Origin of the sequence: Dickeya lacustris (genome assembly GCF_029635795.1) — a bacterium.
Lineage (GTDB): Bacteria > Pseudomonadota > Gammaproteobacteria > Enterobacterales > Enterobacteriaceae > Dickeya > Dickeya lacustris.
The window spans coordinates 2,101,165-2,115,208 of sequence record NZ_CP114280.1; the positions used below are offsets into that span (position 1 = coordinate 2,101,165).

Annotated in this window: 11 protein-coding genes and 1 CRISPR repeat array (1 of these 12 cut by a window edge); of the genes, 3 read left to right on the forward strand and 8 right to left on the reverse strand. The window is 58.8% G+C overall.

Going from position 1 to position 14,044, the window contains the following annotated elements:
* Positions 1-364: direct repeats of the CRISPR family, unit length 29 nt; unit sequence CGGTTTATCCCCGCTGGCGCGGGGAACAC; it begins 1,374 nt to the left of the window's first position.
* A gap of 84 nt (positions 365-448) precedes the next feature.
* The 8 genes from cas2e to cas3 all read right to left on the reverse strand — a co-directional run bounded on the left by cas2e (position 449) and on the right by cas3 (position 9,405).
* The gene (cas2e, locus tag O1Q98_RS09540) at positions 449-742 is read right to left on the reverse strand and encodes a type I-E CRISPR-associated endoribonuclease Cas2e (RefSeq protein WP_038915443.1); all 294 of its coding nucleotides are present in this window, start codon (positions 740-742) and stop codon (positions 449-451) included.
* Positions 739-1,662: a type I-E CRISPR-associated endonuclease Cas1e gene (cas1e, locus tag O1Q98_RS09545; RefSeq protein ID WP_125258047.1), complete on the reverse strand. Its 924-nt coding sequence runs from the start codon at positions 1,660-1,662 to the stop codon at positions 739-741. Before cas1e ends, cas2e begins: the two co-directional genes overlap by 4 nt.
* 13 nt (positions 1,663-1,675) lie before the next feature.
* Positions 1,676-2,323, reverse strand: a complete 648-nt coding sequence (gene cas6e, locus O1Q98_RS09550; RefSeq protein WP_035339504.1) for a type I-E CRISPR-associated protein Cas6/Cse3/CasE — start codon at positions 2,321-2,323, stop codon at positions 1,676-1,678.
* Positions 2,323-3,060 carry a type I-E CRISPR-associated protein Cas5/CasD gene (gene cas5e / locus O1Q98_RS09555; RefSeq protein WP_125258046.1) on the reverse strand — a complete coding sequence of 246 codons (738 nt, stop codon included), beginning with the start codon at positions 3,058-3,060 and terminating at the stop codon, positions 2,323-2,325. The genes cas6e and cas5e overlap by 1 nt, the downstream gene beginning before the upstream one ends.
* A gap of 7 nt (positions 3,061-3,067) precedes the next feature.
* Positions 3,068-4,129: a type I-E CRISPR-associated protein Cas7/Cse4/CasC gene (gene cas7e / locus O1Q98_RS09560; protein WP_125258045.1), complete on the reverse strand. Its 1,062-nt coding sequence runs from the start codon at positions 4,127-4,129 to the stop codon at positions 3,068-3,070.
* On the reverse strand, positions 4,126-4,860 hold the full coding sequence (gene casB / locus O1Q98_RS09565; RefSeq protein WP_051123990.1) for a type I-E CRISPR-associated protein Cse2/CasB: 735 nt from the start codon (positions 4,858-4,860) through the stop codon (positions 4,126-4,128). The genes cas7e and casB overlap by 4 nt, the downstream gene beginning before the upstream one ends.
* Positions 4,853-6,388, reverse strand: a complete 1,536-nt coding sequence (gene casA / locus O1Q98_RS09570; RefSeq protein ID WP_125258044.1) for a type I-E CRISPR-associated protein Cse1/CasA — start codon at positions 6,386-6,388, stop codon at positions 4,853-4,855. Before casA ends, casB begins: the two co-directional genes overlap by 8 nt.
* A gap of 275 nt (positions 6,389-6,663) precedes the next feature.
* Positions 6,664-9,405: a CRISPR-associated helicase Cas3' gene (gene cas3, locus O1Q98_RS09575; protein WP_125258043.1), complete on the reverse strand. Its 2,742-nt coding sequence runs from the start codon at positions 9,403-9,405 to the stop codon at positions 6,664-6,666.
* Positions 9,406-9,877: 472 nt separating this feature from the next.
* Between cas3 and O1Q98_RS09580 the strand changes: the two genes are divergently transcribed.
* The 3 genes from O1Q98_RS09580 (at position 9,878) to O1Q98_RS09590 (ending at position 14,043) form a co-directional block, all read left to right on the forward strand.
* A complete protein-coding gene (locus tag O1Q98_RS09580; protein ID WP_125258042.1) occupies positions 9,878-10,798 on the forward strand; it encodes an aminoimidazole riboside kinase in 921 nt (306 codons plus the stop codon).
* Positions 10,799-10,983: 185 nt separating this feature from the next.
* Complete coding sequence (locus tag O1Q98_RS09585; RefSeq protein ID WP_125258041.1) at positions 10,984-12,600, forward strand: carbohydrate porin; 1,617 nt, start codon at positions 10,984-10,986, stop codon at positions 12,598-12,600.
* Between the two features lie 72 nt (positions 12,601-12,672).
* A complete protein-coding gene (locus O1Q98_RS09590) occupies positions 12,673-14,043 on the forward strand; it encodes a sucrose-specific PTS transporter subunit IIBC (protein WP_125258040.1) in 1,371 nt (456 codons plus the stop codon).
* Position 14,044: the final 1 nt, after the last annotated feature.

Below are 14,044 nucleotides of genomic sequence, written 5' to 3' on the forward strand. Positions count from 1 at the left end.
ATCTCCCTTCTTACAGTGCATAGAAATACCCGGTTTATCCCCGCTGGCGCGGGGAACACCTTGTTCTGCTCGATGAGCTGGGGACTCATGCCGGTTTATCCCCGCTGGCGCGGGGAACACTCGCGCACGTCCGATGACAGCGACCGGCTAACCGGTTTATCCCCGCTGGCGCGGGGAACACTTTCCACGTCGACCACAGATCGGGCATTCGCCCGGTTTATCCCCGCTGGCGCGGGGAACACTTGCCGGGAGTATAATAGCCATGTCTTTCTCACGGTTTATCCCCGCTGGCGCGGGGAACACCCATCCACCAACGAGCGCTTTGGACACCTGTCCGGTTTATCCCCGCTGGCGCGGGGAACACTCTAAAAGTAGATACCTGTTTTATAAGGTATTTTAAAGGCCGTAAAATTCTACCGATTTTTCCCGGTTGTTAAAGAGCGCTAACTTACTGATTTTCAACAGGGTGAAAAGAGACTAACCGCAGGCCATCGAGATCCACCGGCATCCGGCGGTTTTCACCGTAGGTCTGGAACTCGAAACCGGACTCGGTGTTGGTGGCCCAGGCCATCACCACATTGCCCTGTTCGGCCAGTTCCACCACCTGTTGCCAGATCATCTCCCGTACCCGGCGCGAGGTGTCGCCTACATACACCCCGGCGCGCACTTCCAGCAGCCAGACCGCCAGCCGGCCGCGCAAGCGCGGCGGCACGTTTTCTGTTACCACCACCAGCATGCTCATGCGCCATGGCCTCGGTGCCCGGCGTCGCCAAAGGGCGTCGGTTCGGGAATGGCGGGCGGTTGTGCGTCTGGCGGTGCCTGCGGCGGTTCAATTTCACCAGCGGCCAGCACGTCTTCAATCAGGGGGATCAGTTTGGCCAGCGTTTGCTGGCTGCGGAAAATATCACGGCAGGCCACCCGCACGTCACGATCGGGCTCCAGCGGGTTGCGGGCGGCAATCTCGAACGCTTTGGGCACCACACCGTCAAACTTGATGATGTCGGCAATGTCGTAGACAAACGACAGCGGCTTGCCGCTATGGATAAAACCGATAGCCGGTGCGTAGCCCGCTGCCAGTATCGCCGCTTCGGTAATACCGTAGAGGCAGGCGGTGGCGGCGCTAATACACTGGTTGACCTTGTCGCCACGCGCCCAGTCTTTCGGGTCATAGCGGCGGCCATCCCATTTCACGCCGTACTGTTTTGCCAGCAGGCTGTAGGTCTGGCGCACCCGCGCGCCTTCAATGCCGCGCAGTTGCTCGACGGAGCGGCGGCTCGGTGCCGGTTCGCCAAAACGCAGTTCGAACATGCGCCGCACCACTTTCAGGCGCAGTTCTTCATCCAGCGCCAGCCGCGCCTGATACAACAACCGGTCAGAACGTGCGCCGCCCGGCTGCCCGGCGGCGTATAACCGCACCCCGGCTTCCCCCACCCACACCAGCAGCGTGCCGACGGTGGCCGCCAGCTTTGCCGCCGCATGGGAGACGCGAGTGCCCGGCTCCAGCATGATGCAGGCCACCGAGCCTACCGGAATATGGGTGCGCACCCCGGTTTTATCGATCAGCACAAACGCGCCGTCCACCACGTCAATCTGCCCGTATTGCAGGAAGATCATTGAGGTGCGGTCTTTGAGCGGGATCGGGTTTAACGGAACGAATGACATAGCCGCCTCCCGCTCAGGCACGACGCAATAGCAACAGCCCGCACCCCAGCGCCCGGCTTTTCCCCAGCCCCTGGCTGACCGCCTGTGCAAAACGCCCGGCGTCGGTGATGCGCAGCAGGCCGTCAAAATCCACCGAGCTGAAGCTCACCGGTGCGCTCTGGCGCGGTTTATACAGTTGATGACGCTGGTAGCCGTCAACGCGACAGGCATTGACCTCAAACCCCCACTGCTCGCCCTGACGCACCAGCCAGTCGGCTGCCGCCTGCTGCTGGCGCGGCCAGATTTCCGCCGGGCTCGCGCCCTGTGCTTTGGCCTGATGTTTGGCATCCATCAGCACATCGCTGCGCTTTTTCTGGCGCGTCACCACCGGGTTGGCGCGCAGGGAAAACGCCAGTTGCATCCCGGCGTTCAGTTGCGGTTGCCACGGCTTGGTGTCCACCACAAACAGGTTGTGATCTGGCCGGGGCGCGCAGGCCGAAAGCAGGTAATAGCGGCTGGCCCCAGGATGGGAGTCCTGGCGAAACAAAAAGCGGCGCTGCTGCTCCTGCGGGAACAGTTGCCACAACCACTGGTGGCTGGCATACACCGGCGATGTCAGCCATTTCGCCGCCATCGCCGACGGCAGCGCCGCCGGTTGCAGCGTGACACGGGAAAAGAACATTACTGACCTCCTTTCAGTACGCCGTGGCACTGTATTCGGGTAGTGAACTGCCAGCGCCGACGGCTGGTGGGCTGGTCGCAGCGATCTACCGCCATCACCGCCCCCTCTGCGTCAACATCCTCACCCGGTTCCCAGTAGCAACTGCCGTCAGGTTGGTTGATAAACGCCAATGCCGGGTCGTTGAGCAATGGCGTATCGTCAACCTGCCACCACACCTCGGCCAGCGACCCATGCAGCAGATGCGGCGCCAGTGGCAACGCCAGCGGGCAACTTTTGCGACCGAGATAGAGCGGGAACACCGGGGTGCGCAGCGCCTGCGCCAGTTGCGAGAGGGTAACGGGCGCGCCCTCGGTCGCACTCACCGCCACGTGGTAATACGCATCACAGCGGTATTCACGGGCGCTCAACAGCGTTTCCAGCCCCTGCTCCGGGTCAGAACACAGCTCATCACGCCGGGTATGGCGCACCCGTTTGCGCTCTTCACGCGGCATCTGCACGGTGTGGTAATCGCGCAGCCAGCCTTCCCGACGAGAAAGCATTCGCACCGCAAAACGGTAGTGCGCGTTAAACTGTGCCAAGCGCGCGTCTTCCTCGCGGCGGATGCCGAGTGCCGCCGCCAGCAACCCCAGCAGCGCAGAACGGCTTGGCACGGGTGAGGTATGGCGCACCTCACCCACCGCCGGTTCCCCCCAGGAGGCCAGCGGCGCGTACAGCTGAAATACCAGATACTCGGTCATGCCACCCTCACTGGCTGATGAAATCCAACAGTTGCGGCAGGCTGCCGACACCGGCTTCAACATTCAGCACGTAATCGCTCATGCCGTCAGCGCCGTAAGCGCGGTTGAACTTCTCCTGTTGGCTTTTCAGCGCGGTGATGGCGGTTTCCAGCGGTTCCTCGCCACGCACCGGTTTGAAAAACGCCACTGACAGCGCACGCGGCTGTGCCGACCCCCGTTCTGCCAGCACGTAAGAGGCGTAGGCGCGGGAGGCAAAGCTATTTTGCTTGCCGGTCGGCGACACGGTCAGCGCCGTTTCGCCCAGCGCCCGCAATGTGCGCTGCACTAACGCGTCATCACCGCTGAGGTTTTCCAGCAGCCGATCGCGGTCGATGCAGATGTACTGATAGAACAACGCCGAGGCAAAGCCCTGCTCGCCCATGTGACCAGAGCCGCTGTTGTCATCACCGGTGTTAAGGTCATCCACCGCCGTGAAAAAGTCATCTTCTACCGTGACTGCGCTGACGCCCAGCGCGTGCGCCACCTGACAGGCCGCTTCCACGTTGAACTCCGGGCTGGAAGCCAGCATGCGGCCAAACAGCGCAATATCGACGCTCGCCACCGCTTTGCGCAGCAGTTTCAGCTCTTCGCTGTTGGGTTTGCGATTTTCGGCAATCAACGTCGCCACCAGTTGGTCTATATGCGCCCGCTCCGGCACGCTGATGTGCGCCAGTTGCTCGATGTCGTATTTTTCCAGCGGATCCTTGCTGTTTTTTTCTTCTTTTTTCAGTTTGCCGAACTGCCCGGCAATCTCTTTCGCCGCTTCTTCGGCAGTTTTGGTGGTGACGCCACCATCAATCAGTTGCTGATACACCTCGCGCCCCAGCCGCCGGGTGCGCTTGCCGATATGCTCGCCCAGCGCGTTTTCAAACACCGCCGAAGTGCGCCAGGCGCGCTTAAGGCTCTGTGATGACACCCGCAGCCGCTCCACGCCGCCGACCAGCGCGGTTTTCGGGCGACCGGCGTCGTCGCGGTTAAGGTTAGCGGGTGCGTAAGCCGTCAAAAAATGCAGTTGAATAAAGGTGGTCATGCCGGTTCCTTGTTGTCGGTCGGGTGGTTTCCGTTAGCGTCTTGCGGGGAGGAGGGTGCCTCGTCCGGTGCAGGCTCCTGCGTTATCTGGTTGTATTCGCACGCCCAGCGCACCGCATTGCGTTTCAGTGGGTTGTGCTGTGCAGGCAGGTTATGTTGCCGGGCATGCCATTCATCCATCCACAGCAGGATGCCGTCTGCCAGCGACGGCAGATTCACGCCTGCGTCGCCGCGAATCGTCACCGCCCGAATCAACAGGCGGCACAGTTCTTCCGGCGTTTGCGCACGCAGCAGCCGCTCGAAACGCAGTTCAGACAGGTAACGCCGGTCGTTGCCCGCACTGACCGGCTCACCCAGTTGCGCGGCGAAACTTTTCTTGTCGTCACTCTTGTCGGCATGGGCCGCCACCGCCGCGAAGATCGCCACACCGAGCAAGCGATGCTGTTTGTCGCCAATAACCTCGGCCAGCATATTCGACAGGCGCATAAACCCCTGACAGGTCAGCGCGCCATAAGGCGCGGCGGCGCGGCGCAACGCCGCCCGCTCCGCACGGCCATTATGGGTGTCGTTATGCCGGTTTTGTAATGCGCCAAACCACGTCTCTATCTTCTGCGCCGCTGGTGGGTTTATCACCAGCGGCGTTGCGGTGCTATTCTTGTAACCTTTCTCGTTGTGGCCATTCTCCTTACGACCGCTCTCCTTGTTACCGTTCTCCCTGCTCCCTTTATCCATTCGCCGGTTCCTCTTGCGGTTGTAATCCTTTGAGCTGTTTCATTGATTTCTGGATGTGGAACAGCTTCACCATGCTGCCGCGCGCCTCGACCGCCTGCGTCAGGTCGCCTTTCTGGTCTGGGTTGCCGAATGTCAGCCGGTCAAACGTGCCGATAAGGTACATGTAGAGCTGGTTGCGCCAGGCGTTAAGCGCCGCTACCGGGCAGCCGCCCCCGGCGATAGAGCGATAAAGCTGCCGGAAAAACTGTTCGGTTTCCTGCCAGAACGACACATCGATGAAGCTGAAATCGCCCCCCACTTCTTTCGGACGGCTAAACCAGGCTGCTTTTACCGACTGGCGCAGCAGTTGTTGGGCGTCGTGCGCCATCTGCAAGCCCAGCGGCAGGTAGTCACGCACCGCCGGGGTAATGTCTTTCCACACCGGCACGTGGTGTTCGTACCAGCAGCGGGCTTTCATGTTGTCCATGTCGTAGCCAAAGCACCACAGCCCGACTTTATGGCGCAGCGGCACGCGCTGATGACTGAGGTTCACTACATAGGCGGGGAGCGTTTCATTGAGTGTATCCTTCGTCCCCAGCACCAGCCCCAGCCAGTCGCGGTAGGACAACCCGCCCGGCTGACCTTTTACCGACAACACCACGCCATCTTTCAATGATTTGCGATAGGGCGTCAGCGGGTGCTGCCAGTGTTCATACTGCACGCCGTAGTTTTTGGTGCGATAGTGCGTCAGTAACTGCCCGGAGTGATCGCCACACAGGTCACAATGGCCGGATTCGGTATGGCTGAAATCAAGCTCGATGCGGCGCGGCATGCCCCAAAACGCCTGCAATGGGTGCGCGTTTTCCGGCGTGACCTTGTCTCTGTCACCTTCGCTGGTGCGGGTGGCCTTGAGCCAGGGGAATACCGACGCATCGCACCGCCCCCGCTCGCCGGAGCTGACGTTGGCCCACAGTTTGCGCCACAGCGGTACTGGTTTTTGCGCATCGTAGGGCATCAGCAAGGTGGTGATCGGGCCGCCGCCACGTAAACCGACGCGATGGCCAACGCCGCCCGACGGCGCGTTGGTTTGCAGTGTGTAAAGCGCCAGTGCCGCACAGTGCGGGCAGATGGCGTTTACTGTGCCGCGTTTGACGAAGTGATCTTTGTTGAGCTTGAGGGTGTTGCCACCCGGCGCATCGATCAATAAACCGGAAATCGGGTTGTTGTCGGCCTCAAGCGATGAGAAATCCTGCATAAACGCAGGTTTATCGCCACCAAACTGAAATGCCGGTGCCAGGTTGTCCAGCGCCTGTATCCAGCCGTCGCCCAGTCCATCACGCCAGATGTCCTCCCAGCACTCTTCATCCGGTGGTGAGTAGGCGGTTTGCAGCAAACCAATCAGCAACTGCCAGGCTGCGCCCTGAAAATCAGGTCGCGGGCACGCCAGATTGATAATCCGGTCGTCGGTCAGTTGCCGTGGAGAAATATGGGTGCGATGCCCGTCCGCGCCCACTACCGGTAACCAGGGTGTGTCAATCAGTGAAAACATGAACCTACCTCTTCAGTAAGGCCTCATCCGTGAGGTCGTCATGATTCCTGTTATTGTTTTCTGCCTCCGCGCGGCCAGAGTCCGCGCCAGCGGCACCGATGTTTCCCGGTGAACAAAAACTGCCTGAGCAGCAAAAAATCTTTTAAAAACAGCCTTGTTACGTTGAAGCTGTGACCAACAGCGCCATGGGTATAAAGACAAATTGATGCCGGTAACGATGGAGCATTTCTTGTTTACAACCTTAAAAGCACCCTATTACCCGGCTACTTTGCTATTCAGTCCGCCGCAACCAACCCGGTGTCTGCACGGTAGTAATGCGCCGCCTCACCCGGCGTGAGCAGTAATACCTGCGCGCCAGGGCGGTGCAGGTGTTGCCGGAAGCGTTCCAGTTCATCGCCCTGTAACGTCGGCCAGCCGTTTTGGTGTTGCTGCCACCAGCTCTTGCGTACCGACAGGCGGCTTCTCTCCCAGCTAAACTCGCCGTCGCCAGCGTAGGGCTGCGGTAGCGCATCACCACTCTCGGCACGCCAGGCCAGATACACATCCTGCGATTCTTCGCCTGTGCGGGTGAACAGCTCGGCGTCATCGCTCCAGCCGCGCTGTGCGGCGGCCACGCAGTACCCCAATGAAAACGTCAGCGAAGATTGCGCCGCAACGGTGCGATCGCCCAGTTGCTTGCCTTGCGCCTGATAATCCCCCTCCTCCAGTATGGCAGGGGCCGCAATACGCTGCTCATACACGCTGTCTATCAGCAAGCGCGCCTCATCCGGCATGCGTAACGCCCCGCGCTCACGCAGTATTGCCTGGGTGCGCCACAACACCGCCTGATGCGAATACACCGCACCGGTGCCACGCAATTCCGCGCCCAGCCAGTCGCGCCCGGCATCCGGTTGCCACGCCGGGGCCAGCACCCACAACACCGGCGCGGCGCGCGCGTCCCGCGCTGGCGCGTCGTCACCCGGCGGTTTACAGCGCCCGTCCGCCCGGCGAATATGCCGTTGCAACCGCCCTGCGCGCTGGATTAACAAATCCACCGGTGCCAGGTCGCTTATCATCACGTCCACATCGATATCCAGCGATTGCTCGACCACCTGCGTGGCAATCAGCACCTTGCCGCGCCGCGTCTCGCCGTTGCTGTGTTTGCCAAAGCGCTCAATCGCCCTGTCTTCAATCGCGATACGGTCACAAAACGCAAACCGGCTGTGGAACAGCAACACGTCATCTGCGGCTATCTCACCGCCCTGACACAGTTGTTGCCAGGCGGTTATCGCGTCGTCCACCGTGTTGCGCACCCAACAGACACACAGCCCGCTCGCCACCGCCTGACGAATGCGCTCAATGGCCTCAGCACGCTGGGATAACCACGCCACCTCGACGGTACGGCGCACCTCGGCACGGGTTGCCACCGGCCATTCATGCAGCGCCTGCGCATTGACCTGGGTAAACCACGGATAGTCGGCCTGCTCTGCCAGTTGACCAGCCGGTTGCTGCACACCCCGGTAAAACGCCTGCACCAACCGCTCGCGCTGCGATGCCGCAAGCGTAGCCGTCAGAACGATCGCGCTGCCGCCCTGGCTGGCGTGGAAAGCCAGCAGGTTTTCCAGCAAGCGGCCGGTGTAGGCATCGTATGCATGCACCTCGTCCAGCAGCAGGATTTTGCCGCTCAACCCCAACAGGCGCAGCGACTGGTGCCGAAACGGCATCACCGCCATCAATGCCTGATCGAGCGTGCCGACGCCCACATCGGCCAGCAGCGCTTTCTTGCGCGAATCGGCAAACCACTGGTTGCACGCGGCACTGGCGCTCCCTTCATCCGGGCCGTAGCGCACCGGCCCGGCCTGCTCTGCGCCCCATAACGACAACCGGAAATCCGCCACCATATCGCGCGCGCCGTGCGCCAGCATCAGCGAAGGCAAACCGGACTCGCTAAACAGTGTGCGATAGGCTTGCGATAACCGGCGGTACATGGCGTTAGCGGTCGCCATGGTCGGCAGGCCGACATACAGCCCGTCGCCATATCCGGCGCTCAATAAGCGATGCGTCAGCACCAATGCCGCCTCGGTCTTGCCTGCCCCGGTGACGTCTTCCAGTAAAAAAAGCTGCGGGCCGGGCGTACTGATATCCACCGTCATGGCCTGCTGCTGCAACGGTGTCGGCTGGCTAATAAAAGGAAACAGCGCTGGCATGCCCTGAAACGGCGCAACGTCGCAGGCGGCGGGCAGACGCAGCACCGCGTTTTCCGCCTGCGGTAACGCATATTCACGCCAGTAATCCGCCAGCGCCATCGGCTGTGAGCAATAAGGGAAATCGGCCTGTGAGGAGCCTATCCAGTCCGCCAGTACCACACAACCGGCCAGCGTCCAGCTGCGCTGCTGCAAAAGCGCGCGCCAGCTTTTATCGCAAAACGCATCGGGAAACGCGGTTAACTGCGGGAACACCGTGCGCAAATCGGTCAGGTAAGCCTGCGCCGCCAGAATGTCATCCGGGTGAAACGCCAGCGCACCGTTATCGTCTTCCAGCGGCGGCTGACCATGGTGGCCGCACATCAAGCGCAGCCACTGATCCATCACATGATGGAATTTATCCGCGCGGGCAACCGCCGGTAGCCAGCCTGCGTCCTGCTCCCAGCGCTCGTAGAGCCGATGACGCCATAACCATAGCCCTAGCGAATCATGCCGCACTGGCGACGCATGCCCGGTGGCACGCACCAGCGGCGCATCAGGGTTCTGGTATAGCCGTTGAAAACTGCGGGCAAATTTACCGATATCGTGCCAGGCCAAAAACCATGCCAGCCATAACGCGGCGCGCTCTTCCTCTAATCCCAGCGAGCGCATGTGCTCGTGAACATGAAAACGATGATGTTTCACCAGCCAATAACCACAGGCCGCCACATCCAGACAGTGATAAGGCAATAAATGATACGGCGCAGCGTTTTCATTTTCAGAAGACGACTGTGCTTTACCCCAATAATGAAAATAAGGTGCAAATAACCGTTCCAAATGGACTGCCTCAGGCATAACACACCTCATCGGCTGATGAGTGATTGACTATAAAGTATGGAAAATTAATATTCTGTGACAAGATAATTTTTATAAATAAAAAAGCGACTTAGCTTGCACATCGCCCTGACTCACTACCGTCTGTTGCATCAGATAAATGAATTCTACGCTATACAGTATATGAGGATGGAATATATCAATCACGCCTAAACCGCTCTTTATTTTGATAATTTTGACACAACAAACATATTTAGGATTTACTGTATTAGTTAGCACATAAATAATATTTAATAAAAAATATTACCTGCCATTTTTATTCTTTACGGTAAATAAAAGAATGACCGCCAACGATAATATGACGATATCAAACCGTTAATTTTTCGTTACCTTCTGACATTTCCTCCCGCAGGCGCGCATCATTAAGTTGATTAGCTAAACCGTTTCTTCTATGTTAGCAAACAGTTTAGTCATTCTGAAAAAGAGAGCCATCATGTCTCATAAAGTATGGGTTTTGGGCGATGCCGTCGTTGACCTTATTCCTGAAGACGAGGAACGCTACCTGAAATGTCCCGGCGGCGCACCGGCCAATGTTGCCGTCGGCGTGGCGCGCCTCGGCGGTGCGAGCGGCTTTATCGGCCGGGTAGGCGATGATGCCTTTGGCCGTTTCCTGAAACAGGTGTTAGCGCAAGAACAGGTAGACATACGCCATATGCTGCTGGATAGCGATCAGCGTACCTCAACGGTGGTCGTCAGCCTGGATGACCACGGTGAGCGCACCTTCACGTTTATGGTGCGGCCCAGCGCCGATCTGTTTTTACAACCGCAAGACCTGCCCGTTTTCAAACGCGGCGAATGGCTGCACCTGTGCTCGATTGCCCTCTCGCGCGAGCCGTCACGCACCACGGCGCTGGAAGCGATGCGCCGCATCCGCGCCGCGCAAGGCTGGGTCAGCTTTGACCCCAACATTCGCCCCGATCTCTGGCGCAACGAAGAGGAGTTGCGCGCCTGTCTGGATAGCGCGCTGGCACTGGCCGATGTGGTGAAGCTCTCCGAAGAGGAGTTCTGGTTTCTTGGCGGCACGACCGACTTACATCAGGGCGCAGCCCTGCTGATGCAGCGTTACCCCATCAAGCGGCTGTTGATTACACAGGGCGGCGACGGCGTCTGGCTGCATGACGGCCAGCAATTGCGCCACTTCCCGGCGCTACGGGTAAACCCGATTGACACCACTGGCGCAGGCGATGCGTTCGTCGCTGGCATGCTGGCGGCGCTGGCGCGTTACGACAGCCTGTACCAGCCGGAAGACTGGCAGGCGGTGCTGGCGCAGGCGCAGCGTTGCGGCGCGCTGGCAACCACCGCAAAAGGCGCGATGACGGCCCTGCCGTTTGCCCATCAGCTGTTCACGGTTTAATCAATCGCGCGCCCCCAGGCCAGCGTCATCCATGCTGGCCGGGTTTTGCAAACGCGATCACAGTTAGCACTGCGGGAAAATAAAATTCCTTGCCAATTCCCTCTGCGGGCATTTAGTTTTCTCTGGCATAACCGGTTTAGCAATTTAGCAAAACAAAAAACCACTCCAGCCAAGGGAACACAACAATGATAAAGCCAGGTTATCTTGCCACCGCCGTGGGTCTCGCCCTCTGTACCACTCAGGCATTGGCAGCACCTTCTGACAGCATTGAAGCGCGCCTTAACGCGCTTGAGCAACGTTTACAGCAAGCAGAAAGCCGCGCAAAACAGGCTGAAGCCCGCGCCGACTCGGCGGAAAAGCAGGCCAAACAGCTGGCGGCCCGCACCACGCAGGTTGAACAGAAGACCCAGCAGGTCGAAAACGTCACGCAACAGGTGGCGCAACAGACCCAGCAGGTCGCCGCCCGCGCCACGCAAAACGAACAACAAACCCAGCAAGTGGCGCAGAAAACCGCTGCCCTTGCCAGTAAAAGCAGCCTGGCCGATGGTTTTGAATTCCACGGCTACGCGCGCTCCGGCCTGGCAGTACATAACTCGGCGACCAGTTCACAAGCAGATATCGGCCCCGGCATGACGCCCGCCGGGCAAACCGGTGGTCATGTCGGCCGACTCGGTAACGAAGATGACACCTATCTGGAGCTGAAACTGGAGCACCGCACCAAACTGGACAACGGTGCCACCACCCGCTTCAAAGTGATGATGGCCGATGGCCAGCGCAGCTATAACGATTGGACGGCCACCACCAGCCAGTTCAACGTACGCGAAGCGTTTGTCGAACTTGGCTCACTGCCCACCTTTACCGGCGCATTTAAGGACACCACGCTGTGGGCTGGCAAACGGTTTGACCGCGATAATTTCGACATCCATTGGATTGACTCCGATGTGGTGTTTCTGGCCGGTACCGGCGGCGGGATTTATGACGTCAAACCGGTCGATGGCTGGAAAACCAACCTCTCGGTCTATGGCCGTAGCCTCGGTGAAATCAGCGCACTGGATAATGAAATTCAGAACTATGTTGTCACCAGTAACAATATGGTCGGCCCGTTCCAGTTCATGCTCAGTGGCCTGCATGCGCGCAACAACGATGTGAAGGAAAACACCGGTCGTAACAGCGCCAACGCCGTCACCAACACCAATGCCGGTGATAGCGGTTATCACGCGCTGGTGGCCTGGCACGGCGACAGTTTCTACGGCCTGCGCGATGGGACATCCAAAGTGGCGTTGCTCTATGGTCATGGGCTGGGTGGCGAGGTGAAGAGCATCGGCTCTGACGGCAACCTGACGCAGAACGCCAACACCTGGCGACTGGCGACCTATGGCACCACGGCGTTGAATAACACCTGGAGCTTTGCCCCGACAATTCTGGCGCAAAGCAGTAAAGATCGTTATGTGCAGGGTGATGATTACCGCTGGATAACATTTAATGCGCGCTTCATTCAGGAAATCACCGAAAATTTCGCCATGGCGTATGAAGGCAGCTATCAATATATGGACTTGAACCCTCAAAGCTATTTGGCACGTAATCAGGTCAGCGGCGGGTTTTATAAACTGACGGTAGCGCCAACGTTCAAAGTGGGCAACATTGCCAATTTCTTCAGCCGCCCGGAATTGCGCTTTTTTACCAGCTACATGAACTGGGATAAACGGTTGGATAACTACTCAAGCAGCGATGCCTTTGGCTCAACCGGTTTCAAAGCTGGCGGCGAATGGACTTTCGGCGTCCAGATGGAAACCTGGTTCTAACCATTAACGGGGCCCGTCACCGCCAGACGGTGACGGACATATGCCCATCGGTTGTTGATAATGAGGAATAGTATGGATATTCGTGCCACTGCAGCCTCCCTGCTCCCGTTACTGGGTGGTAAGGACAATATCGCCAGCGCCGCCCACTGCGCCACTCGCTTGCGCCTGGTGCTAAACGATGACGGGCTGGCGGATAAAGCCGCTATCGAAAAACTCGAAGGCGTAAAAGGGTGTTTCCAGAACGCAGGCCAGATGCAGATAATCTTTGGCTCAGGCCTGGTGAACAAAGTGTATGCGGAATTTATTCAGGTCGCCGATATCACCGAAGCCAGCACCCGTGATACCGCGACGCTGGCCGCGCAAAAACTCAATCCGCTCCAGCGGTTAGCCCGGTTATTGTCCAACATTTTCGTGCCGATTATTCCGGCGATTGTGGCCTCCGGGCTGCTGATGGGCCTGTTGGGTATGATCAAGACCTATGGCTGGGTCGATGCCGGTAGCGCCATTTTCGTGATGCTGGACATGTTCAGCTCTGCGGCGTTTATCATTCTGCCCGTCCTGATTGGTTTTACGGCGGCGCGCGAGTTTGGCGGCAACCCGTATCTGGGCGCGACACTGGGCGGCATTCTCACTCACCCGGCGCTCACTAACGCCTGGGGCGTGGCCGGGGGTTTCAAGACCATGCATTTGTTCGGTCTGGAATTCGCGATGATAGGCTATCAGGGCACGGTGTTCCCGGTGCTGTTGGCCGTTTGGTTTATGAGCCTGGTGGAAAAACGGCTGCGCCGCGTGGTGCCAAACGCGCTGGATATCATCGTCACGCCTTTTTTGACGGTGATTATCTCCGGTTTCGTTGCCATGCTGGTGATCGGCCCAGCCGGACGCATGCTGGGCGATGGCATCTCATTGGTGCTCAGTTCACTGATAAGCCACGCAGGTTGGCTGGCGGGGTTGCTGTTTGGCGGGCTGTATTCCGCGATAGTCATCACCGGTGTTCACCACAGTTTTCACGCTATTGAAGCCGGTCTGTTGGGCAATCCGTCAATCGGCGTGAACTTCTTGCTGCCTATCTGGGCCATGGCGAATGTGGCGCAAGGCGGTGCGTGTCTGGCAGTGTATTTCAAAACGAAAGACAGCAAAATCCGCGCCATTGCCGTACCTTCGGCGCTCTCTTGTCTGCTTGGCATCACCGAAGCGGCCATTTTCGGTATCAACCTGCGCTTTATCAAACCGTTTTTGGCGGCGTTGACCGGCGGTGCGCTTGGCGGAGCCTGGGTGGTCGCCAACCATGTCAACATGACCGCTGTCGGCCTGACAGGTTTGCCGGGGCTGGCTATCGTACAGCCTGGTTCGCTGCTGAATTACCTGATTGGTATGGTGATCGCTTTTGGCAGTGCCTTTGTGCTCTCGCTGTTGCTGAAATACAAAATGGACAACGCATAGG

What these genes read in the sequence shown, in the direction of transcription:
- cas3 (WP_125258043.1), bottom strand. Translation starts at nt 9,405, where the DNA reads ATGCCTGAGGCAGTCCATTTGGAACGGTTATTTGCACCTTATTTTCAT.
- cas6e (WP_035339504.1), bottom strand. Translation starts at nt 2,323, where the DNA reads ATGTTCTTTTCCCGTGTCACGCTGCAACCGGCGGCGCTGCCGTCGGCG.
- O1Q98_RS09585 (WP_125258041.1), top strand. Translation starts at nt 10,984, where the DNA reads ATGATAAAGCCAGGTTATCTTGCCACCGCCGTGGGTCTCGCCCTCTGT.
- casB (WP_051123990.1), bottom strand. Translation starts at nt 4,860, where the DNA reads ATGGATAAAGGGAGCAGGGAGAACGGTAACAAGGAGAGCGGTCGTAAG.
- cas2e (WP_038915443.1), bottom strand. Translation starts at nt 742, where the DNA reads ATGAGCATGCTGGTGGTGGTAACAGAAAACGTGCCGCCGCGCTTGCGC.
- O1Q98_RS09590 (WP_125258040.1), top strand. Translation starts at nt 12,673, where the DNA reads ATGGATATTCGTGCCACTGCAGCCTCCCTGCTCCCGTTACTGGGTGGT.
- cas1e (WP_125258047.1), bottom strand. Translation starts at nt 1,662, where the DNA reads ATGTCATTCGTTCCGTTAAACCCGATCCCGCTCAAAGACCGCACCTCA.
- casA (WP_125258044.1), bottom strand. Translation starts at nt 6,388, where the DNA reads ATGTTTTCACTGATTGACACACCCTGGTTACCGGTAGTGGGCGCGGAC.
- cas5e (WP_125258046.1), bottom strand. Translation starts at nt 3,060, where the DNA reads ATGACCGAGTATCTGGTATTTCAGCTGTACGCGCCGCTGGCCTCCTGG.
- cas7e (WP_125258045.1), bottom strand. Translation starts at nt 4,129, where the DNA reads ATGACCACCTTTATTCAACTGCATTTTTTGACGGCTTACGCACCCGCT.
- O1Q98_RS09580 (WP_125258042.1), top strand. Translation starts at nt 9,878, where the DNA reads ATGTCTCATAAAGTATGGGTTTTGGGCGATGCCGTCGTTGACCTTATT.